Below are 21,070 nucleotides of genomic sequence, written 5' to 3'. Positions count from 1 at the left end.
GCGGCGGGGGCGGGCGCTTCGGCCTTGGCTGGCGGGGGCGTGATGACGATGGTGCGCGTGATGAACTTGTTCTCGAGCGGCAACTGCTCCGGCCCGACGCCGGTCGGAAGCAGCCCCAGCACCACCAGATGCGCCGCCAGCACCCCGAGCGTCAACAACGCGAGCATTCGCCGCGCGTGGTGCGACCCATCCGCCGGCGAGGAAGCGGCATCGGCGTTGCGCGGCGGCGGCAAGGGCGTCATGGCGGGGTGGAAAGGCGGGCGGGGCACCCAGCGCCGTGGGGGTACATCGGTACACTGCCGCCCGTTCAATCAGTTTAGTAGAGCGATGCCGAGCGGGATCCGTTCCGCATCGTCTCGCACACGCCATGAAACTTGCCACCTACAAAGACGGTTCGCGCGACGGCCAACTGGTCGTCGTTTCGCGCGACCTGGGCATCGCGCACTACGCCACCGGCATCGCCAACCGCCTGCAGGAGGTGCTGGACGACTGGGGCTTCCTGAGCCCGCAGTTGCAGGACATGAGCGAACGCCTGAACGCCGGCCGCGCGCGCCACGCTTTCCCGTTCGACCCGGCCCGATGCATGGCCCCGCTCCCGCGCGCCTACCAGTGGGCCGACGGTTCGGCCTACATCAACCACGTCGAACTGGTGCGCAAGGCGCGCAACGCCGAAGTGCCCGAGAGCTTCTACACCGACCCGCTCATGTACCAGGGCGGCAGCGACGACTTCATCGGGCCGTGCGACCCGGTCGTGGTCGCGAGCGAGGCTTTCGGCATCGACTTCGAGGCCGAGATTGCGGTTGTCACCGGCGACGTCAGGATGGGCGCGAGCGCCGAGCAATCGCTGGACGGCATCCGGCTGTTGATGCTGGCCAACGACGTGAGTCTGCGCAACCTGATCCCGGCCGAACTGGCCAAGGGCTTCGGCTTCTTCCAGAGCAAGCCGGCGACGGCGTTCAGCCCCGTGGCCGTGACGCCGGATGAACTTGGCGAGGCCTGGATCGGCGGGCGCCTGCACCTGACGCTGCAAAGCACCTGGAACGGTCGCAAGGTCGGGCTGTGCGATGCAGGGGAAGAGATGACCTTCCACTTCGGCCAGCTCATCGCGCACATCGCGAAGACGCGCAACGTGCGCGCCGGCAGCCTCGTCGGCAGCGGCACGGTGAGCAACAAGGGCGTGGAGAAGAACGGGAAGATGGATTGGCCGAAGGGCTATTCGTGCATCGCGGAGAAGCGCTGCATCGAGACGATCCTGGACGGCGAGCCGACGACAGAGTTCATGAAGTTCGGGGACACGATCCGGATCGAGATGAAGGGGAGGGACGGGTTGTCGGTGTTCGGGGCGATCGAGCAGGAGATCGTGGCGCCGCAATTAATGGAAATTAATAAGAAGGAAATCGATGCTCACCGGTGAACTGAAGAACAAGGTCGACCAGGTCTGGAACGCCTTCTGGTCCGGCGGCATCGCCAACCCGCTGGAAGTCATCGAGCAGATCACCTACCTGCTGTTCCTGCGCGCGCTCGACAGCGACCAGACGCTCGAAGAAAAGAAGGCCGCCCGCTTCAAGACGCAGCCCGTGCGCATCTACCCCGAAGGCAAGGACGCCAAGGGCCGCAGCTTTGAGGACCTGCGCTGGTCGCACTTCAAGAACTTCGCGCCGGCCGACATGTTCACCGTGCTCAGCGAACACGTCTTTCCGTTCCTGCGCGGCCTGCATGCATCCGAAGGCGAGGCGGCCACCTCCGCCTTTGCGCACCACATGCGCGACGCGCGCTTCACCATCCCCACGCCCGCGCTGCTGGCCCGGGTGGTCGACCTGCTCGACGGCATCGCCATGGACGACCGCGACACCAAGGGCGACCTGTACGAATACATGCTCGGCAAGATCGCCTCGGCCGGGCAGAACGGACAGTTCCGCACGCCGCGCCACATCATCCAGTTGATGGTGGCCCTGACCGCGCCCACGCCGCAGGACACCATCTGCGACCCGGCCAGCGGCACCTGCGGCTACCTCGTCGCCGCCGGCGAATACCTGCGCGACCACCACCCCGAGATGCTGCGCGACGAGAAGCTGAAAGCGCACTTTCACCAGGAGATGTTCCACGGCTACGACTTCGACAACACCATGCTGCGCATCGGCAGCATGAACATGCTGCTGCACGGCGTGGAGCACCCGGCCATCGCCTACCGCGACTCGCTGGCGCAGGACCATTCGGACGATGCAGGCGCCTACAGCCTGATCCTGGCCAACCCGCCCTTTGCCGGCAGCCTCGACTACGAGAACACCGCCAAGGACCTGCAGCAGATCGTCAAGACGAGGAAGACCGAACTGCTGTTCCTGGCGCTCTTCCTGCGCCTGCTCAAGACCGGTGGGCGCGCGGCGGTGATCGTGCCCGACGGCGTGCTGTTCGGCAGCAGCAAGGCGCACAAGGAACTTCGCCGCAAGCTGGTCGAGGAGCAGAAGCTAGACGCCGTCATCAGCCTGCCCGGCGGCGTGTTCAAGCCCTACGCGGGCGTGAGCACCGCCATCCTGCTGTTCACCAAGACGATGAGCGGCGGCACGGACCACGTGTGGTTCTACGACATGCAGGCGGACGGCTGGAGCCTGGATGACAAGCGGCAGCCGCTATTGGCCGAGGACAAGCTGGGGCTGAAGCCTGTGGCGCAAGGGATCGACCTGAGCGATGCCGAGCATGCGAAGAACAACCTGCCGGATGTGCTGGTGCGATGGGGGGAGCGGGATGGGACGGAGCGCCATCGCATGCGCACGCATCAGAGTTTTTGTGTGCCCAAGGCGGATATCGAGGGCAATGGGTATGACCTGAGCTTGAACCGGTATTGGGAGGTGGTGCATGCGGAGGTGGCGCATCGGAAGCCGGCGGAGATCATCGCGGAGTTGAGGCGGTTGGAAGAGGAGATTGCGCAGGGCACGAAGGCGCTTGAGGACTTGTTGGCGTGAGAGTTGTCCCTAAAGTCCCAGTGGGTGAATTGATGGTGTCGAGGGCAGGTAGCGTCGACCCATCAAAGTTCGCTGATGAAACCTTTGACCTTTACAGCATTCCCGCCTTTGATTCGCGACAGCCGAAGATCATTGACGGACGTGAAATTGGATCAACCAAGCAGGTTGTGTGTACGGGTGACGTGCTGCTTTCGAAAATCGTTCCGCACATTCGCCGTTCATGGGTCGTAGGTGCATCGCGTGGCAGACGTTTGATAGCGTCGGGCGAATGGATCGTTTTTAGAGATCCTCGTGTTGAGCCGGCTTATCTCTGCCATGTGGTTATTGGCGACCCGTTTCACTCGCAGTTCATGCAGACCGTTTCTGGAGTGGGCGGTTCGCTGCTGAGAGCGCGGCCGGCGCATGTGGCGAAGATTGAAATCCCGCTCCCGCCGCTCGCAGAACAACGCCGCATCGCCGCCATCCTCGACCAAGCCGAAACCCTCCGAACCCAACGCCGCGCGGCCATCGCCCAACTCGACAGCCTCGGGCTGGCGATCTTTCTGGAGATGTTTGGGGATCTGGAGTTAAAAGCCATGCGATGGCCGGTGGAGTGCTTTCAGAAGACCTTGGCGATGCCCTTGCATAACGGCCTTTCGCCATCAAAGTCTGGGAAAGTAGTCGCAAAGGTCCTCACCCTTTCCGCAGTCACGGGCGCCGCTTTTGATGCAACAGCTTGGAAAGAGAGCACGTTTGAGACCACCCCGCCCGGCCAAAAGGCTGTTGATGCGCGGGACTTCCTCATTTGCCGCGGAAATGGGAACCTCAATTTGGTTGGCAGGGGCAAGTTCCCGCCAGCGTCTATGGCGAATACAACCTTTCCCGACACGATGATTGCCGCGCGCGTTGACCCGTCGAGAGTCGAACGCGGATATCTGCAGTTCGTCTGGCATTCGATCTTTCTTCGCCGTCAGGTCGAGAGTGCTGCGCGCACAACCAACGGCACGTTCAAGGTCAATCAGACAATGCTTGAGGAGATGCGGATTCCACTTCCGCCAATTGAACTGCAGCGAAAGTTCGGGAGGTTCAACCAATCAATCGAGCGGTTGAGGGCTGACCATCAGGCCGCCCTGTCCCGCCTCGATGAACTCTTCGCCTCCCTCCAGCACCGCGCCTTCCGTGGCGAGCTATAGATTCAGCTCAACCTGAGACACTGCCCTGATGTTCTCGCGCATTCAAACCCGCCACTACCGCAGCCTGAAGGCAGTGGATCAAGCGCTTGGCCCGATCCAGGCGTTGGTCGGCCCGAATGCCAGCGGCAAGACGACCTTTCTGGATGTCATTGGTTTGCTGAGTGATCTGGTTCGAAGGCGTGGCGATGTCCGTGGGACAGTGCTTTCCCGCAGTCCTTCTTTCGACAAGCTGGTGTGGCAAGGTGGCGCGGATGGACGCTCCACACGCTCAGCGTTTCAGCTTGCGGTCGAAGCCCCGATCCCTTCAGCCGTGCATGCACGCATGGATGCGGAGTACCAGCGGTTCACGCTCGTCCGGTACGAGCTTGAAATCGGATTCGACACCCAGAGCAATGAACTGACCGTGGATCACGAAACACTCTGGCTTCGCGAGCCTTATGTTGATGTGGTGTCTCAGCGCAACCTGTTTCCCGAAGCGCCGCACGATGCGCCTGCGATATTCCTCAAGCCGCAACAGAAGTCCGCCAAGACCGTTGTGAAAAAGGTGGCTGGGGGCAACGACAACTACTACCCCGAGGGCGCCAAGTCGACCTACGCACCGTCGTTCAAGCTGGGCCGCGCCAAGCTTGCGCTTGCCAATGTGCCGGCCGATGAAGCCAGCTTCCCGGTCAGTTCATGGTTTCGGGACCTGTTGGAGACCGGGGTGCAAAACGTCGTTCTCAACAGCCAGACGATACGGCAGGCGAGTCCGCCAGGGCTGGGGTCGCGATTCCAGACCGATGGCTCCAACCTGCCGTGGGTGATTGCGGAACTTCGCAAGGACGCGAAGCGCTTTGCCGGATGGCTCGATCACGTGAGAACGGCGCTCGAAGATGTTGCGGACATTGACACGGTCGAGCGCGAGGACGATCGCCATCGCTATCTGGTGATCAAGTACTCAACGGGGGCGATCGTCCCGTCGTGGCTGGTGTCGGATGGGACTCTTCGACTGTTGGCGTTGACGATTCCGGCCTATCTCCCCGACTTGAATGGCGTGTTGCTGATCGAGGAGCCGGAGAACGGAATCCATCCGCGCGCCATCGAGACGGTGATCCAGTCGCTGTCGTCCATCTACGACGGGCAGGTCCTGATTGCGACGCACAGTCCGGTGGCGTTGAACCTGCTGGACCCGGCGCAGGTCCTGTGCTTTGCCAAGGATCATTCGGGCGCGACCGACATCGTGTCCGGAGACAAGCATCCGGCGCTGCGGCAATGGCGGGAAGGCCGGCCCGATCTCGGGGTTCTGTTTGCCGCAGGCATCCTGAGTTAGTCGCATGCAAGACCTCGTGGTGTTGGTTGCGGACAAGAACGCGCAGTTCGCCTTGCGTGGGGCGTTGCAGCGGCATGCCGCATTGGGCATTCGCCAGATCAGTTTCGACTTCAGGACCCATCCCGGGCGCGACGGCGGCGTCAGGACTTCGGGTCCGGATGTGTTGGCGGGCGAGACGAGCAGGTTCAGTCACGCCCTGCTCGTGATGGACCATGAAGGCTGCGGTCAGCCGGACGTTCCGGCATTGGAAATCGAAGCGGCTCTGGATGCGCGGCTGCAATCCGTGTGGGGATCGCGAGGGAAGGCGATCGTCATCGACCCGGAGGTGGACGCCTGGGTCTGGGGCAGCGACAACGCCATGCGTGAGGTTTTGAACTGGCCGATAAACGAGCCCGTCCGGGATTGGCTGCGCGGGCGGGGATTCGCGTTCGACGCGAACGACAAACCGCATCGACCGAAAGAAGCGCTGGACGCCATGCGGCCGATCCACAAGCAGCCGCGGTCCTCGGCGCTTTACGAGAGCGTGACGCGGAGGATCAGCCTCCAGAACTGCACCGATCTGGCGTTCATGCGGCTGCGGGCTCAACTGAACGAATGGTTTGTTCCCGCCTGAGATCGGCGCCGTCGAGGTCGGCACTTCAACCGTACTTCGCAAACCCATTCCCGTCCCGCATCAGCAATTGCATCAGCTTGGGATGCACGAACAGCTTTTCCCGCCCCGCTTGCGTTTCGCTCAGCACGCCCAGCGTGGCCAGGCTCTTGAGGTGGAGTGATGCGGCCTGTCGGCCGGCGAGCTCCTTGTCCACCAGGTTGCCAATGCGGCAATACGGCTGCTCGAAGATCGTCTCGATCAGTTCGCGGCTGTAGATCTTGGGCAGCTTCTCGCGCACGTACTCGGTGGTGTGCTCGGCCAGGGTGCGGATGGCGGCGATCTTTTGAGTGGTCCAGCGGGCGGTGTCTTCCACCGCGCGCAGCATGTAGAGCACCCATGCCTCCCATCCTTCGGGTGATTGCAGGCGCGTGACGTCCTGCAGCAGGCGGTAGTAGTCGGCCTTGTTCGCAATGATGTAGCGGCTGAGGTACAGCACGGGGAGCGCCAGCAGCTGTTCCTGGATGAGCACGAGGATGTTGATGACGCGGCCCGTGCGGCCGTTGCCATCGGTGAAGGGGTGGATGGCTTCGAACTGGTAGTGCCCCACGGCCATCCGGATAAGCGGGTCGAGGTCGGTCGTCTCGTGCAGGAAGCGCTCCCAGTTGGCGAGCAGCTTGCGCAGCAGGGCCTCGCCTTCGGGCGGGGTGTAGATGCTTTCGCCGCTGCGTTCGTTCATCAGCTGGGTGCCCGGCGTCTTCCGGATGTCCATCTCCACGCCCTTGATGGCCGTGCAGATTTCCACCGCCGTCGAGGTGCAGAGCGGGCGCCGGCTGAGGGACTGGAATCCCTGGTGCAAGGCGGTGCGATAGCGCAGCGCCTCCTTGGTGGCCGGATCGGCTTGGCTGTCGTGCCCGTCGGCATGCCGGAAAAGCTTGTCGGTGGTGGTGACGATGTTCTCGATCTCGGAGCTGTCCTTGGCTTCCAGCAAGGGAATGATGTTGATGAGGACAGTCGGGTTGGGAATCAACTCGGTGGCCTGCTTGAGTTCCGCCAACGCAGCCCGCGCCGTGATGCACTGCTTGAGGATCGGCTTGCTTTCGAGGTCGGTTGCCGGGGGGAGGAGGGGCAGGGCGTCGTAGGGGCGATCTGCTTGCCAAATCGTGGCGGGAGACGTCATGTTGTCGAAAAGCTGTTTTGGCGACATGTTTGGAGCATATGTCGCGCCAAGCGACACGTCAATGAAACGTGTTGCGATTTCTCGATTTTGGCGACGCGTTTTCCGGACATGTCGTTCCGCGCGACATGAGCAGCTAACGTGTCGCATTTTTTCGGGTTTCGCAACGCATGACTGTCCAACATCGGGTAAAGGGCTTTTTAAAAACTCTTTAGAAAAAAGAAAAAATCCTTTGAAAACAAACACTTATAAAACATGGCGATGATTTCGAGGACCTTGACTCAACCTGCTTTAGCGGCACATACGAAAATTTGCTCCCAACGGGTCAAAAAGCAAGCATTTGCTCAACGGACTGGCTAAACTGACCCTGTAAGGTCAAAAATGCTGCTCGACTCCGACGTCCTCCCGCACCTTGCCTCGCGCCTGACGGCCGAGCGCAAGCGCCAAGGCTTGTCTCGTAGCCAAGCGGCAGCGGTGTGCAATGTCAGCCCTTCCTTCATTCGTGATGCGGAAAGCGACCCTGCGCGCTGTTCGTTCGGGCGCTTGCTGCAACTCGCGAACGGCCTCGGTCTTTCGCTGACGGTCTCCGGATGGTCTGGAGACGCCTCCAGCGACACTGCCGATGCGCAGGACTGAACCCATGTACCTGCGTGCCTGTCACATGGACGCCATCCGCCGCCATGTGATAGGCAGCCTTTCATATGGACTTGGAGCAAACCGTTGAGCACTTCGAACTTCAGCTTTCTCCAGGCCGAATGGCCCGAGCTTTTCAACGAAGCCTTCCGCGCCGAGCGCGCCGCACTTGCCGACCCGCGCACCGCCTGCTTCTACGCCCGCCGCACGCTCGAACTCATCGTCGTCTGGCTGTTCCAGGCCGAGGGCGGACGCGGCGGCAGCTTGCGCATGCCGTACAAGCCCGACCTGTCGGCCTTCCTCTACGAGCCGAGCTTCCAGCAACTGGTCGGCCCGCCGCTGCACGCCAAGATGGACGTGATCCGCAAGCTGGGCAACAACGCGGTGCACAACGCGCGGCCGGTCGCGGCGCAGGATGCGACCTCTGCCGTGCGCGAGTTGTTCCACGTCGCGTTCTGGCTTGTCCGCCAATACGCGCGCAACGTCGCGGCACGGCCGCAGGCCAGCGTGCAGTTCAACCCGGCGCTGCTGCCGAAGCCGGTCAACGACGATGCCTTGCAGCGGCAACAGGCCGCCAGCCAGGCCGCGCAGGTCGCCGCGCAAGAGGCGTTGCAGAAGCAGGCCGAAGCACTGGCTGAACGCGATGCCGCCCTACGCACAGCTGAGCAGCGCAGCGCCACGCTCGACGCTGAACTCGCCGCACTGCGCGCCGAAGTCGCAGCCGCCAAGTCCGCCAACGCCGCGCTGCCCGACGCGCAGGACGCCCACGACTACAACGAGGCCGCCACCCGCGACCTGTTCATCGACCTGCTGCTGAAGGAAGCCGGCTGGGCGCTCACGGGAGAGCGCGACCGCGAATACGAAGTCACCGGCATGCCCAACCAGCAGGCCAAGGGCTTCATCGACTACGTGCTGTGGGGCAACGATGGCAAGCCCCTGGCCATCGTCGAAGCCAAGCGCACGCGGCGCAGCGCCAAGGAAGGCGAGCAACAGGCCAAGCTGTACGCGGACTGCCTCGAAGCGCAGTTCGGCCAGCGGCCGGTCATGTACGGCACCAACGGCTACGAGCACTGGATGTGGGACGACGCCATGAGCCCGCCGCGCGCGGTGCAGGGTTTCCACAAGAAGGACGAACTTCAGCTAATGGTGCAGCGCCGCGCCAGCCGAAAGCCGCTCGGCAAGACCACCATCGACGACGCCACCGTCGAGCGCCACTACCAGCACCGCGCGATCCGCCGCATCGGCGAGACCTTCGAGCGCGACCTGCACCGCAAGGCGCTGGTCGTGATGGCGACCGGCGCCGGCAAGACGCGCACGGTGATTGCGCTGGTCGACCTGCTGATGCGCCGCAACTGGTGCAAGCGCGTGCTGTTCCTGGCCGACCGCGTGGCGCTGGTCAACCAGGCGGTGGGCGAATTCAAGAAGCACCTGCCCGCGTCGTCGCCGGTGAACCTCGTCACCGAGAAGAACACCGAAGGCCGCGTCTACGTCTGCACCTACCCGACGATGATGGGCCTCATCGACAAGGGGGCGGGCAACACCAAGCGCTTCGGCATCGGCTACTTCGACCTGATCGTGGTGGACGAGGCGCACCGCTCCATCTACCAGAAGTACCGCGCGATCTTTTCGTATTTCGATGCGCTGCTGGTCGGCCTGACCGCCACGCCCAAGGACGAGATCGACCGCAACACCTACAGCCTGTTCGAGCTGGAAAGCGGCGTGCCCACGGACGCCTACGGCCTCGACGACGCGATCGCCGAAGGCTTCCTGGTGCCGCCCAAGGCCATCTCGGTGCCGCTCAAGTTCCAGCGCCAGGGCATCCGCTACGACGACCTGAGCGAGGACGAGAAGGACCAGTGGGACGCGCTCGAATGGGACGAGGACGGCACCGAGGCGCCCGAAGAAGTGAGCGCCGAGGCGGTGAACAAATGGCTGTTCAACATCGACACCGTCGACAAGGTGCTGGAGTTGCTGATGACGCGCGGCCACAAGGTGGCGGGCGGCGACCGCATCGGCAAGACCATCGTCTTCGCCAAGAACCAGCGGCATGCGGAGTTCATCGCCGGGCGCTTCGATGCCAACTACCCTCAGTACAACGGCAGCTACGCTCGAATCATCACCTTCAAGACCGAATACGCGCAGTCGCTCATCGACGACTTTTCGCAGAAGGACAAGGCGCCGCACATCGCCATCTCGGTCGACATGCTGGACACGGGCATCGATGTGCCCGAAGTGCTGAACCTGGTGTTCTTCAAGATCGTGCGGTCCAAGGCCAAGTTCTGGCAGATGGTCGGGCGCGGCACACGCTTGTGCAGGGACCTGTTCGCGCCGGACCAGGACAAGAAGGACTTCCTGATCTTCGATTTCTGCCAGAACCTCGAATACTTCAGCCAGGACCTGGAAAGCACTGATGGCGCGATGAGCGAGCCGCTCGGGCAGAGACTGTTCAAGGCACGCATCGAACTGGTCGGCGAACTGGACAAGCGACCCCATGCCGCAGGCGACGAGGTGATCGATTCCCCCTACCTGACCGAATCGCGCATCCGCAAGGACACCGCTGCCGCGCTGCACGAGATCGTGGCGGGCATGCGTCTCGACAATTTCGTCGTGCGCCCGCAGCGCCGCTGGGTGGAAGCCTGGACCGACGTGAAGGCATGGGAGCGGCCGACAACCGACCAACTGGAAGAAGCGGCGCAGCACCTGTCGGGTTTGCCGACCACCGTGCGTGATGACGACGAGGACGCCAAGCGCTTCGACCTGTTGATGCTGCGTACGCAACTGGCGAGCCTGCGTGCGGAGCCAGAATTCGAGCGCCTGCAAAAGCAGGTGTGCCAGATCGCGGGCGGCCTGCTCGAACTCACGAGCATTCCAGCCGTGCGCGAACAGTTGCCCTTGATCGAAGCGGTGGCCGGCGAAGAATGGTGGGAAGGCGTGACGCTGCCGATGCTGGAGCAGGCACGTCGCAAGCTGCGCGCGCTGGTCAAGCTGCTGGAGAAGACACGCCGCAAGGTGGTCTACACCGATTTCGACGACGAACTTGGCGAGCTGACCGAGATCGACTTGCCGACCGTGTCGAGCGCCGTCGACTTCGAGCGTTTTCGCAGCAAGGCCAAGGCGTTCCTGCGGGCCCATGAAGATCGACTGGCACTGCACAAGCTGCGCCGCAACCAGCCGTTGACCAAGGCCGACCTGGGCGAACTCGACAGTTTGCTGCACGAAGCCGGCGGCACCGATGGCGACATCGAACGTGCACGCGAACTGCACAAGAGCCTGCCCGCTTTCGTGCGTTCTCTGGTTGGCCTCGACCGCGAGGCTGTGGCCCAGGCTTTCGCGCACCTGATCGCAGGCACTACTGCGACCGCGAGCCAGCTCCAATTCATCGACGAGGTGGTTCACTGCCTGACCGAAGACGGCGCGATGCCGGCGCAGCGGCTCTACCAGTCGCCCTTCACCGATATCCATTCGCAAGGCCCCGACGGCGTGTTCGCGCCCGGCAAGGTGGACGAACTGTTCGCGGCGCTCGACGGCCTCGAACTCAAGACCGCCTGAACTCGTCGCGCATCAGCAAGTCCTTCAGGCTCGCGATGCCCAGCCTTCGAAAAGCGCGGTATTGGTGGGTGCGCGCCGTGCTCAGTTCGACATCCATCTCGCGCGCAGCTTCCTTCGCCGTTCGCCCGGCGAGCAGGTGGTCGATGACTGCGCGCTCGCGCACGCTCAGCGACAACAACCTCGACGACGCTGCGCCCAAGGCGCGCGGCGTGGCCGCCCCCACCAACCCCCGGCTGTGCGCCGCCGTCGCCTCCGCGAGCAATGCCGCATGCGCCGCGATCGCATCGAAGTCCGCCTCGACGAACTCCGGCAGCGCCAGGCTCCGATAGAAGCTCACCGCCGCGCGCTGCCCGCCCGGCAACAGCAGCAGCACCGAAGTGCGCTCTCGAATCCCCACGTCCCCGTAGCAGGCCGCGCGATACGCCGGGTCGGCCACCTCGTCCGCATGCTGGTGGCTCAACCAGAGTTGCGCCTGCTTCGGCAGCTTGCGCGCCGAAAGCCAGACCATGTTGGGGTCGAGCAGGTCGAAGCGGTTCTCGATGTAGCGCTCCGACGTCTGGAAGGCCGCATCGCCGTAGTTGCTGGCGGTCGACACGGTCACCACACGGCCGTTGGCCCCGAGCGCGAACACGGTGCAGAAGGTGAGCGGCAACACCTTCTGCATCGCCGCCAGGAAGCCGTCCGCCAGGTGCGGGGTGCCGATGCCCGCGACGATGCCGACGGCCACCGTCGCCGACACGGATTCGGGCTGGGTCGAAGGGTGGATGCGGCGGCGCTTCATCGTCGAACGGCTAGGGTAAACACTTCATACAAAGTTACGACACCCAGCACCGGACGCCATCGGGACAATCCCTCCACCATGACGCCCCCACCGCTCCACCCCATCCACGGCCTGCACCACTTCGCCTGGCGCTGCCGCGACGCCGAGGAAACCCGGCACTTCTACGAAGACGTCCTCGGCCTGCCGCTCACGCACGTGATCAAGAAGGACACGGTTCCTTCGACCGGCGAGCACTGCCCCTATGTCCACATCTTCTTCCGCATGGCCGACGGCTCGCACATGGCCTTCTTCGACCTCGGCGACGACACCGCCGCCGAGCCTTCGCCGAACACCCCTGGCTGGGTCAATCACATCGCGCTGCGCGTCGACTCCGACCAGGCGCTGGAGGACATGAAGGCGCGCCTGCAAGCCAACGGCGTGGAGGTCATCGGCGTGACCGACCACGACGGCTACATCCACTCGATCTACTTCTTCGACCCGAACGGCTTCCGCCTCGAACTCACGACCGAACTCGCCACGCAAGGCGAACTCGACGGCTACAAGCGCGACGCCCATGCCGCGCTCGCCGTCTGGACGACCGAACGAAAGGCCGCCCGTGCCTGATCTCGAACTCGTCGTCATCGACGTCCAGCCGGGCGTCGTCATGGAAAGCCAGTCGGGCCTGCAGGCACTGCGCCCGCGCATCTTCGGTTCCCTCATGCGGCCGAAGGGGCAGGGCACCGGCACCGCTGCGATCGTGATGCACCCGACCAGCAACTTCATGGGCCACTACCTGCTGGAGCCGCTGGCCGCTCGCGGTATTGCATGCATGGGCCTCAACTCGCGCTACGCCGGCAACGACACCATGCTGCTCATGGAGACGGTGCTGCAGGACCTCGGCGCTGGCGTGAAATGGCTGCGTGCGCAGGGTTACAAGAAGGTCGTGCTGATCGGCAATTCGGGCGGCGCGGCGCTGTCGTCGTTCTACCAGTCGCAGGCCGAATCGCTCACCGCCACCCACTTCGTCGACGGCTTGCCCACGCACCTGTCATCTGCCGACATGCCGCCGGTCGACGGCCTGATGCTGTCGGCCGCGCATCCGGGCCGTTCGCGCCTGCTCGCCGAGTGGCTCGATCCTTCGGTCATCGAGGAGGCCGATCCACTCGCCACCGATCCGGCCTTCGACCTGTATGCGACGAAGGAACCGGTGCCGTTCAAGGCCGACTTCGTGGCGCAATTCCGTCAAGCCCAACTGGCCCGCCGCGACCGCATCGAGGCCTGGGTGTGGGCCCGGCTGCGCATGCTGCGCGGCACGCCCGGCGCGCCATCGGACCAGACATTCCTGGTCTACCGCACGCACAGCGACCCGCGCTTCCTCGACATCTCGCTCGACGCCAACGATCGCCCGGTCGGCTCGATCTGGGGCGATGCGCGCACCGTCAACTACGCGGCCAACGCGATGGGCCGCTTCAACACGCTGCGTTCGTGGCTGTCGCAATGGTCGTCGGGCTCGCAGGCCGATGGTCCGGCTTGCCTCGCACGCACGTCGGTGCCGGTCCTGCTCATGACGCACACCGCCGACGGTTCGACCTTCCCCAGCACCGCCGCGCTGTGGCGCGAGGCGGGCGGCAACCGATTGACCGAAGTGGCGGTGAAGGGCGGTAATCACTACCTCGCCGGCCAGCCTGACCTGGTCAAGCAATCGGTCGACGCGATGGAAGCGTGGCTGAAGAACGTCTGAGGTCTTCCCGATGAACACCGAAAACCATCCTTCCGCACAAGCCGGCGACGCGGCCTCGGGGCCGGTGCCGCCCGCGCCCTACCTCGACCTGCCGCCGTCGGTCGGCGATTTCCACTACACCCGCTTCGCGCCCTGGACGCCGCCGCTCGAAAACGGCATGGAGCCCGGCCGCCATCCGGTCATCATTGCCGGCGGCGGACCGGTCGGCATGGCGCTGGCGCTCGGGCTGGCCAACCACGGCGTGCGCAGCGTGATCCTCGAAGCCGACGACACCGTCTGCGTCGGCAGCCGCGCCGCCTGCATCTCGCGCCGCAGCCTGGAGATCATCGAACGCCTGGGCGCGCTGCCGGCTTTCCTGGCCAAGGGCCTGCCATGGACGGGCGGACGCAGCTTCTACAAGCAGGACGAGGTGTTCCGCTTCGAGATGCCGCACGACGACACGCAGAAGCTGCCGCCGATGATCAACCTGGAGCAGTACTACATCGAGCAATATTTGCTCGACGCCATCGTCCGCCGCAACGCGGCGACGCCGGGACTCATCGACATCCGCTGGGGCACCGAACTGGTGGCGCTCGCGCAGGACGATGCCGGCGTCACCGTCGAAGTGCGCAATGCCGATGGCGGCTATGCGCTGCACGGCCAGTGGCTGGCGGCCTGCGATGGCGGCCAGAGCAGCGTGCGCAAGGCGCTCGGCCTGGAGTTGCACGGCACCGGCTACGAAGGCCGCTACGTCATCATCGACATCGAACTCAAGAGCAAGCACCCCACCGAGCGCCGCGCCTGGTTCGACCCGCCGTGGAACCCCGGCTCCACCGTGCTGATGCACCGCCAGCCCGACGACATCTGGCGTATCGACTACCAGTTGCGCGCCGGCCAGAGCACGGAGGAGGCGCTCAAACCCGAGGCCGTCACGGACTTCGTGCAGCGGCACCTCGAAGCCATCGGCGAGGGCGACCTGCCCTGGCACACGGTCTGGACTTCCGTCTACCGCGCCGGTGCGATGACGCTCGACAACTACCGCCACGGCCACATCCTGTTCGCCGGCAACGCGGCGCATGCGATGCCGATCTTCGGTGTGCGCGGGCTCAACTCGGGCTTCGACGATGCCGACAACCTCGCATGGAAGCTGGCGCTGGTGGCGCGCGGCGTGTCGGCGCCGACGCTGCTGGCCAGCTATTCGGAGGAGCGCATCGCGGCTTTCCACATCAACGCGGAGAGCGCGATGCGCAGCACCGAGTTCATGTCGCCGCCCTCGCGCGGATTCGACCTGCTGCGCGAGGCTGCGCTGTCGCTGTCCGGCAAGCATCGCGAGATCGCGAACCTGATCAACCCGCGCCAGACGCAGGCCGTGCGCTACGACGATTCGGCCCTGTCGAGCGACAGCGAAGACTTGCCCACAGGACCCAGGACCGGCGAGGTGATGCCCGAGCAACAGCTCGGCCCATCGCTACACCTGACCGACCTCCTGACGAAGCCAGGCTTCACGCTGCTCGTGCTGCAAGCCGACGGCGCCACGGCCGACGCAACACTCGACATCGAGACCCACAACCTGCCACTGGTGCGTCACAAGCTGCGCCGCACCGACGACACGGCAGCCGCCTTCGCCGCCCTCGGAGCCGGCGAGGCCGGCGCGGTCTACCTGCTGCGCCCCGACGGCCACGTCGCCGCGCGCTGGCGCGATCCGTCGCCCGGCGCCATCTCGCAGGCCCTGGCGCGCGCAGCCAACGCGCGTGCCGACATCCTGGAAACGACATGACGACCACTGCCACATTGCCCGCCGAAGCGCGCGACCGCCTCTACGCCCAATGCGCACGCGCCATCACCGAAGCCGGCACGCCGCGCGAATCGCTGTTCCTCGCACGGCTCGCGCTGCTGCTGTTCGAGCAGGTCGGCGACGAGGCGCGCTGCAGCCAGGCGCTCGCCGACGCGCTGCACGACCTGCCGATGCCTTCGTTGTCAGAATCCCTTTCCCTTTCGACTCCCGTTCCCTCATCCCCGGAGACCACGACTTGAACATCCAACGCAGAACCCTCCTCACCGGCCTGGCAGCCGCTGGCGCCACCACGCTCGCACCGTGGGCGCACGCGCAGAACTATCCCGACCAGGTCATCAAGTGGGTGGTGCCTTATCCGGCGGGGGGCGGCACCGATGTCATCGCGCGCACGCTCTCCGAAGCCATGCGCGTACCGCTGGGCCAGTCCATCGTCATCGACAACCGCCCCGGCGCGTCGACCAACATCGGCGCCGACATCGTCGCCAAGAGCAAGCCCGACGGCTACACCATCATGTCGGCCGACAACGCCGTGCTGGCCTTCAACGAGTTCCTGTTCAGCAAGCTGCCTTTCAACCCGGAGAAGGACTTCAGCTACATCGGCGCGATCGGCCGCTTTCCGCTGGCGCTGGTGGTCAATCCAGCCTTCCCCGCGAAGGACTTCAAGGAGTTCCTGGCCAATGCCAAAGCCAACCCAGGGCAGCTCAACTACGCCTCGCCCGGCAACGGCTCGCCGCACCACCTCGCGATGGAGATGTTCAAGCACCGCACCGGCACCTTCATCACGCACATCCCGTACCGCGGCGCCGCGCCGGCCATGGCCGATGTGATGGGCGGCCAGGTGCCCTGCATGTTCCTCGACCTGGCCTCCGGCCTGTCGATCATGCAGAGCGGCAAGGTGCGCGTGCTGGCGATCGGCTCGGCCCAGCGCAGCAAGCTGTTGCCCAACGTGCCGACACTGGCCGAAGTGGGCGTGCCCAACACCGAGGTGTTCGCGTTCCAGGGCGTGCTCGGGCCGGCCGGCCTGCCCGCGCCGGTCGTGACCCGGCTCAACGCCGAACTCAACAAGTCCTTCGGCAACCCCGCCGTGCAGAAGCGCTTCGAGGACTTCGGCATGGAACCGCTGCCGGGCACGCCGGCCCAGTTCGCCGCCCTCGCGCGCGCCGAAGCGAATCGCTGGGGCCCGATCATCAAGGCCCAGGGCATCAAGCTGGACTGAAGGCGCGAAGCCTTCTACTGCGGCCAACCGATCTGGGGCCTGCGGTGGTGGCTCCGGCATGACAAGCGCTTCGCGCAGTTGTCAGCCTCTGCCGCAACTTCGTTGTCACCGTACTGGGGTACGGTTCCGCTCCGCGGACCGGCCTCCCGGCAGGCGCCCTCGCTGCGAAATCTTCACGCCTTCGGAAGCCGGACTTAATCCCTCTCCCACCGCAAGGCTGGGACGAAGCCCTGCGCCGATCCCCTAAGATCGCCGCGCTGCCACAGCGGACATCCGATCCGCCGGGCAGCGGCAGGCCGGCACCGCCGCCTGTCATTCATCTACAAAGATCAGGGAGCTTCAATGCGTTTCGTACCTCTGGCTGCGGCTTTGGCCGCGGCCGTCGCCCTCGCGGGCTGCAAATCCGTCTCGAACATGGACACCAACGTCCTCATGGACGCGGGCGGCTCGGCCTACAAGGCCATGTCGCTGACGGATGCCGACGTCATCAACATGTCCAACGAGTCCTGCGGCGCCATGGACAAGCAGACCCAGGTCGCACCGGCCAGCAGCCAGTACACCCAGCGCCTGAACCGCGTGGTCCGCGCCATGCCCGACTCGGTGAACGGCAAGAAGGCCGACTACAAGGTCTACATGACGAAGGAAGTCAATGCCTGGGCCATGGCCAACGGCTGCATCCGCGTCTACAGCGGCCTGATGGACCTGATGAACGACGACGAACTGCGCGGCGTCATCGGCCACGAGATCGGCCACGTGGCGCTCGGCCACAGCAAGGGCGCCATGCAGGCCGCCGCAGCCACTTCCGCGGTGCGCGGTGCAGCCGGCGCGGCCGGTGGCGTCGTCGGCCAACTGTCGCAGTCGCAAGCCGGCGCACTGGCCGAGAAGTTCGTCAACGCACAGTTCTCGCAGTCGCAGGAAAGCACGGCGGACGATTATTCCTTCGACGTGCTGACCCAGCGCAAGCTGGAGCGCAAGGGCCTCGTCACCGCCTTCCAGAAGCTCGCGCAACTCGGCGGCGGTTCGGGCAGTTCGATGATGAGCTCGCACCCGCCATCGGCCGAGCGCGCCACGCGCATGCAGAAGCGGATCGACGCCGGCAAATAAGCCGCAACGGTCTACTTCTCGTAGACCGTCTCCAGCGAGCGAAACCCTTTCACCTCGATCGGATTGCCGAAGGGGTCGCGGAAGAACATGGTCCATTGCTCGCCCGGCTGGCCCTCGAAGCGAGCCTGCGGCTTCAGCACGAACTCCGTGCCGGCCGCCTCCAGCCGGTCGGCCATGGCGCGCCAGTCGGGCAGCGCGAGCGCCAGTCCGAAGTGCGGCATCGGCACCATCACGTCGCCCACGCGCCCGGTCGGTGCGGTGGCGAAGGGCTCGCCCAGGTGCAGCGAGATCTGGTGGCCGAAGAAATCGAAGTCGACCCAGGTGTCGGTGCTGCGGCCCTCGGTACAGCCCAGCAGGCCACCGTAGAAGCGGCGCGCGGCGTCGAGGTCGCGGACGTTGAAGGCAAGGTGAAATATGCTGTGCATCCGCGCAGCATAGCCGCGCCGTACCGACGGAACCACCATGACCACCGAAGACACCACCACGCCCGATCCCACCACCCGCCTCGTCCATGCGGACCGCCATTTCGGTGTAGAGCAGGGCGGCGTCCACATGGCGGTGCACACCTCGGTCCAGTACGGCTACGAGCGGGTGGAGGACCTCATCGGAGTCTTCCAGGGCACGCTCAAGGGCCGCTTCAACTATGCGCGCCAGGGCACGCCCACCACGGCGGCGCTGGAATCCAAGATCACGCAACTGGAAGAGGGCGTCGGCACCGTCTGCTTCGCCACCGGCATGGCGGCCGTCACGGCGGTGTTCTTCACCCTGCTGCGCGCCGGGGACCACCTGGTCGCGAGCCGCTACCTGTTCGGCAACACGCTGAGCCTGCTGGCCACGCTGCAGGGCCTGGGCGTCGGCGTGACGCTGGTCGACCCGACCTCGACGCAGGCGGTGGCCGACGCGGTCACGCCGGCCACGCGCATGGTGTTCGTCGAGACCATCGCCAACCCCGGCACGCAGATCCCCGACCTCGCCGGCATCGGCAAGTTGTGCAAGGAGCGCGGCCTGGTCTACGTGGTGGACAACACGATCAGCTCGCCCGCGCTGTTCCTGCCCAGGCGCGTGGACGCGAGCCTGTCGATCAACTCGCTGACCAAGACCATCGCCGGCCACGGCAACACGCTGGGCGGCGCGGTCACCGACACCGGGCTGTTCGACTGGACGCGCTACGACAACATCTTCGCCGGCTATCGTCAGGGCGACGTGAAGCAGTGGGGCCTGACGCAACTGCGCAAGAAGGCGCTGCGCGACATGGGCGGCACGCTGAGTTCGGACGCGGCGCATCGCATCTCGGTCGGCGCCGAAACGCTGTCGCTGCGCATCGCGCAGACCAGCGCGACGGCGCTGGCGCTGGCGAGCTTCCTCGAAAGCCATCCGGCCGTGGCCCGCGTCTACTACCCGATGCTGCCCTCGCATCCGCAGCATGCCTTCGCCAAGGCGTATTTCAGCGCCGGTTCCTGGCTGTTCTCCTTCGAGTTGCGTGATGCGGATGCCCTCGTTCCGGTGCTGAACAAGCTGCGATTGCCGATCAAGGCGACCGGGCTGGGCGACACGCGCACGCTGATCATTCCCGTCGCGCCGACGATCTTCTGGGAAATCGGTGCGGCCAAGCGTGCCGAAGTGGGCGTGGCCGAAGGCCTGATCCGCGTGTCGGTCGGGCTGGAGCGCGCCAGCGACCTCATCGCCGACTTCAAGGCGGCGCTGGCGTGATCCGGCAGTTCTTGCTGGTCGCGGCCTGCGCATTGTTCGCTTCGGCGCCCGCGGGGGCGGTGACGCCGGCGAAAGCACCGCCGCTCAAGGAGGCGCCCATCGTCTGCCCGCCGCCCGCGCAGGTGCCGACCTTCGTGCCCGGCGGCGCCGAACGCGCGGTGAAGCGTGCGCCCGACCGCGGCGTGCTGTGGCGCATCGAGCGCGATGGGCGCGTCTCCTGGCTCTACGGCACCTTGCACCTTGGCAAGGCTCCCTGGCTGTTCCCCGGCCCCAAGGTGACACAGGCCCTCGAGCAGAGCGACACCGTCGCGCTGGAGTTGGACCTGGGCGACCCGGAGACCTTGCGCACCTTGCTCTCTCCGCCCGATCCGGGTGCTGCCGCCCGCGTGCTAACGCCCGAACGCGTCCGCCGCATCGAGCGCCAGCGCGCCCTGGCCTGCGTGCCCAGCGAGCCGCAGCGCAAGCTGCGCCCGGTGATCCAGGTGGCGGCGCTGGGCTCGCTGTCGATGCGCGCGGATGGCCTGTACCCCGAGTTCGGCATCGAAGGGGTGCTGTCCGGCATCGCGCGCGGCGCCGGCAAGCCGGTGATCGCGCTCGAAACCGCGGGCGGCCAACTGCGGATGCTCGAAGGCGACTCCGAAGCGGAGCAGGCCGCGGACATCGACGATTCGCTGGAGGATCTGGAACGCGGCGAGGCGCGCGCCAGCACCATCGCGCTGGCCGACGCCTGGGCGCGCAGCGATGCCGCCCGGCTGGAGACCTACTTCCAGTGGTGCAAATGCGTGGACCGTCCCGACGACAAGCGCCGGATGCGGCGCTATCTCGACGACCGCAACCCCGCCCTGGCCGACGGCATCGCCACGCTGCACAAGCTCGGCCAGCGCGTGTTCGGGGCCGTTGGCGCCTTGCACATGGTCGGTCCCAATGGCCTGCCCGCCTTGATGGCGGCGCGCGGCTTCACCGTCACGCGGGTGGTGCCCGAGCCATAATCCTGCTCCCATGTTCCGCCTGCTCCGCCACACCCGCTCCCTCGCCCTTGTCGGTCGTGGCGTGCTGCTGTGGTTCATGCTGTCGATGGGCGCGGCGATCGCCTCGCCCATCGTGCATCCGCAGGCGGTGGAGCTGGTGTGTTCCAGCGCCGGCGCGATCAAGGCCGTGGTGCAGACCGACGACGGCGCGCAGGAACTCGGCGCCAGCCACATGGACTGCCCGCTGTGTGTGCTGACCGGCGCGCCGCCGCCCGCCGCGTCGCTGGCCAAGCTCCCCGTCATCCAGCCGCTGGGCCATGCAGCCCAGCCCATCCCCGCCGCGCGCCTTGCCGCGGCCACCCGTGCGCCGCTGCCGGCGCGCGGCCCTCCAGCTTCCTCCTGACTTGA

The 21,070-nt window shown here is 65.5% G+C and carries 19 protein-coding genes and 1 pseudogene; 16 read left to right on the top strand and 4 right to left on the bottom strand.

The features are described from left to right. Positions 1–269 (bottom strand): annotated as a pseudogene (locus tag HB681_RS28785) (hypothetical protein); the annotation flags it as partial. A gap of 98 nt (positions 270–367) precedes the next feature. Here HB681_RS28785 and HB681_RS28780 point away from each other — a divergent pair. Genes HB681_RS28780 through HB681_RS28760 form a run of 5 tightly spaced genes read left to right on the top strand, consistent with a single transcriptional unit; the run spans position 368 to position 6,054 of the window. After that, positions 368–1,414, top strand: a complete 1,047-nt coding sequence (locus HB681_RS28780) for a fumarylacetoacetate hydrolase family protein (RefSeq protein WP_213958296.1) — start codon at positions 368–370, stop codon at positions 1,412–1,414. Next, positions 1,401–2,960: a class I SAM-dependent DNA methyltransferase gene (locus HB681_RS28775; protein WP_213958295.1), complete on the top strand. Its 1,560-nt coding sequence runs from the start codon at positions 1,401–1,403 to the stop codon at positions 2,958–2,960. Before HB681_RS28780 ends, HB681_RS28775 begins: the two co-directional genes overlap by 14 nt. Before the next feature lie 20 nt (positions 2,961–2,980). Further along, a complete protein-coding gene (locus tag HB681_RS28770) occupies positions 2,981–4,132 on the top strand; it encodes a restriction endonuclease subunit S (protein ID WP_213958294.1) in 1,152 nt (383 codons plus the stop codon). Between the two features lie 28 nt (positions 4,133–4,160). Further along, positions 4,161–5,441 carry an ATP-binding protein gene (locus HB681_RS28765; protein ID WP_213958293.1) on the top strand — a complete coding sequence of 427 codons (1,281 nt, stop codon included), beginning with the start codon at positions 4,161–4,163 and terminating at the stop codon, positions 5,439–5,441. A gap of 4 nt (positions 5,442–5,445) precedes the next feature. Further along, the gene (locus HB681_RS28760; protein ID WP_213958292.1) at positions 5,446–6,054 is read left to right on the top strand and encodes a hypothetical protein; all 609 of its coding nucleotides are present in this window, start codon (positions 5,446–5,448) and stop codon (positions 6,052–6,054) included. Positions 6,055–6,079: 25 nt separating this feature from the next. Here the strand turns inward: HB681_RS28760 and HB681_RS28755 are convergent, their stop codons facing one another. Next, on the bottom strand, positions 6,080–7,210 hold the full coding sequence (locus HB681_RS28755) for a Fic family protein (RefSeq protein ID WP_213958291.1): 1,131 nt from the start codon (positions 7,208–7,210) through the stop codon (positions 6,080–6,082). 378 nt (positions 7,211–7,588) lie between these two features. Between HB681_RS28755 and HB681_RS28750 the strand changes: the two genes are divergently transcribed. Beyond that, a complete protein-coding gene (locus tag HB681_RS28750; RefSeq protein ID WP_213958290.1) occupies positions 7,589–7,843 on the top strand; it encodes a helix-turn-helix transcriptional regulator in 255 nt (84 codons plus the stop codon). A gap of 84 nt (positions 7,844–7,927) precedes the next feature. Beyond that, a complete protein-coding gene (locus HB681_RS28745; protein ID WP_213958289.1) occupies positions 7,928–11,389 on the top strand; it encodes a DEAD/DEAH box helicase family protein in 3,462 nt (1,153 codons plus the stop codon). Here the strand turns inward: HB681_RS28745 and HB681_RS28740 are convergent. After that, entirely contained in the window at positions 11,376–12,170 is a 795-nt protein-coding gene (locus tag HB681_RS28740; protein WP_213958288.1) for a LuxR C-terminal-related transcriptional regulator, read from the bottom strand. The two genes, HB681_RS28745 and HB681_RS28740, sit on opposite strands and share 14 nt — an antisense overlap. A 78-nt stretch (positions 12,171–12,248) precedes the next feature. On the opposite strand from HB681_RS28740, the gene HB681_RS28735 reads away from it, so the two are divergent. The 6 genes from HB681_RS28735 to HB681_RS28710 all read left to right on the top strand — a co-directional run bounded on the left by HB681_RS28735 (position 12,249) and on the right by HB681_RS28710 (position 17,984). Next, positions 12,249–12,773 carry a VOC family protein gene (locus tag HB681_RS28735; RefSeq protein ID WP_213958287.1) on the top strand — a complete coding sequence of 175 codons (525 nt, stop codon included), beginning with the start codon at positions 12,249–12,251 and terminating at the stop codon, positions 12,771–12,773. After that, positions 12,766–13,890, top strand: coding sequence for an alpha/beta hydrolase (locus HB681_RS28730; protein WP_213958286.1), 1,125 nt, complete (start codon positions 12,766–12,768; stop codon positions 13,888–13,890). Before HB681_RS28735 ends, HB681_RS28730 begins: the two co-directional genes overlap by 8 nt. Positions 13,891–13,900: 10 nt before the next feature. Continuing rightward, on the top strand, positions 13,901–15,646 hold the full coding sequence (locus HB681_RS28725; RefSeq protein ID WP_213958285.1) for an FAD-dependent monooxygenase: 1,746 nt from the start codon (positions 13,901–13,903) through the stop codon (positions 15,644–15,646). Beyond that, the gene (locus HB681_RS28720) at positions 15,643–15,903 is read left to right on the top strand and encodes a hypothetical protein (protein ID WP_213958284.1); all 261 of its coding nucleotides are present in this window, start codon (positions 15,643–15,645) and stop codon (positions 15,901–15,903) included. Before HB681_RS28725 ends, HB681_RS28720 begins: the two co-directional genes overlap by 4 nt. Positions 15,904–15,905: 2 nt before the next feature. After that, complete coding sequence (locus tag HB681_RS28715; RefSeq protein ID WP_213958305.1) at positions 15,906–16,880, top strand: tripartite tricarboxylate transporter substrate binding protein; 975 nt, start codon at positions 15,906–15,908, stop codon at positions 16,878–16,880. Positions 16,881–17,222: 342 nt separating this feature from the next. Continuing rightward, positions 17,223–17,984 carry a M48 family metalloprotease gene (locus HB681_RS28710; RefSeq protein WP_213958283.1) on the top strand — a complete coding sequence of 254 codons (762 nt, stop codon included), beginning with the start codon at positions 17,223–17,225 and terminating at the stop codon, positions 17,982–17,984. 11 nt (positions 17,985–17,995) lie between these two features. Here the strand turns inward: HB681_RS28710 and HB681_RS28705 are convergent, their stop codons facing one another. Further along, positions 17,996–18,409, bottom strand: a complete 414-nt coding sequence (locus HB681_RS28705; RefSeq protein ID WP_213958282.1) for a VOC family protein — start codon at positions 18,407–18,409, stop codon at positions 17,996–17,998. Positions 18,410–18,446: 37 nt separating this feature from the next. On the opposite strand from HB681_RS28705, the gene HB681_RS28700 reads away from it, so the two are divergent. The 3 genes from HB681_RS28700 to HB681_RS28690 are packed head-to-tail and all read left to right on the top strand — an operon-like array spanning position 18,447 to position 21,065. Beyond that, complete coding sequence (locus HB681_RS28700; RefSeq protein WP_213958281.1) at positions 18,447–19,694, top strand: cystathionine gamma-synthase family protein; 1,248 nt, start codon at positions 18,447–18,449, stop codon at positions 19,692–19,694. Continuing rightward, positions 19,691–20,683 carry a TraB/GumN family protein gene (locus tag HB681_RS28695; RefSeq protein ID WP_213958280.1) on the top strand — a complete coding sequence of 331 codons (993 nt, stop codon included), beginning with the start codon at positions 19,691–19,693 and terminating at the stop codon, positions 20,681–20,683. Before HB681_RS28700 ends, HB681_RS28695 begins: the two co-directional genes overlap by 4 nt. A gap of 10 nt (positions 20,684–20,693) precedes the next feature. Continuing rightward, complete coding sequence (locus HB681_RS28690; RefSeq protein ID WP_213958279.1) at positions 20,694–21,065, top strand: DUF2946 family protein; 372 nt, start codon at positions 20,694–20,696, stop codon at positions 21,063–21,065. The last annotated feature ends 5 nt before the right edge of the window (positions 21,066–21,070 follow it).

Origin of the sequence: Variovorax sp. dw_954 (genome assembly GCF_018449755.1) — a bacterium.
GTDB lineage: Bacteria > Pseudomonadota > Gammaproteobacteria > Burkholderiales > Burkholderiaceae_C > Variovorax.
This window is presented reverse-complemented; position numbering and strand designations above follow the sequence as displayed.

Excerpts from the sequence above, each read along its gene's own strand:
- HB681_RS28780 (WP_213958296.1), top strand. The coding sequence starts at position 368 with ATGAAACTTGCCACCTACAAAGACGGTTCGCGCGACGGCCAACTGGTC.
- HB681_RS28775 (WP_213958295.1), top strand. The coding sequence starts at position 1,401 with ATGCTCACCGGTGAACTGAAGAACAAGGTCGACCAGGTCTGGAACGCC.
- HB681_RS28765 (WP_213958293.1), top strand. The coding sequence starts at position 4,161 with ATGTTCTCGCGCATTCAAACCCGCCACTACCGCAGCCTGAAGGCAGTG.
- HB681_RS28760 (WP_213958292.1), top strand. The coding sequence starts at position 5,446 with ATGCAAGACCTCGTGGTGTTGGTTGCGGACAAGAACGCGCAGTTCGCC.
- HB681_RS28755 (WP_213958291.1), bottom strand. The coding sequence starts at position 7,210 with ATGACGTCTCCCGCCACGATTTGGCAAGCAGATCGCCCCTACGACGCC.
- HB681_RS28750 (WP_213958290.1), top strand. The coding sequence starts at position 7,589 with ATGCTGCTCGACTCCGACGTCCTCCCGCACCTTGCCTCGCGCCTGACG.
- HB681_RS28740 (WP_213958288.1), bottom strand. The coding sequence starts at position 12,170 with ATGAAGCGCCGCCGCATCCACCCTTCGACCCAGCCCGAATCCGTGTCG.
- HB681_RS28735 (WP_213958287.1), top strand. The coding sequence starts at position 12,249 with ATGACGCCCCCACCGCTCCACCCCATCCACGGCCTGCACCACTTCGCC.
- HB681_RS28725 (WP_213958285.1), top strand. The coding sequence starts at position 13,901 with ATGAACACCGAAAACCATCCTTCCGCACAAGCCGGCGACGCGGCCTCG.
- HB681_RS28720 (WP_213958284.1), top strand. The coding sequence starts at position 15,643 with ATGACGACCACTGCCACATTGCCCGCCGAAGCGCGCGACCGCCTCTAC.
- HB681_RS28710 (WP_213958283.1), top strand. The coding sequence starts at position 17,223 with ATGCGTTTCGTACCTCTGGCTGCGGCTTTGGCCGCGGCCGTCGCCCTC.
- HB681_RS28705 (WP_213958282.1), bottom strand. The coding sequence starts at position 18,409 with ATGCACAGCATATTTCACCTTGCCTTCAACGTCCGCGACCTCGACGCC.
- HB681_RS28700 (WP_213958281.1), top strand. The coding sequence starts at position 18,447 with ATGACCACCGAAGACACCACCACGCCCGATCCCACCACCCGCCTCGTC.
- HB681_RS28690 (WP_213958279.1), top strand. The coding sequence starts at position 20,694 with ATGTTCCGCCTGCTCCGCCACACCCGCTCCCTCGCCCTTGTCGGTCGT.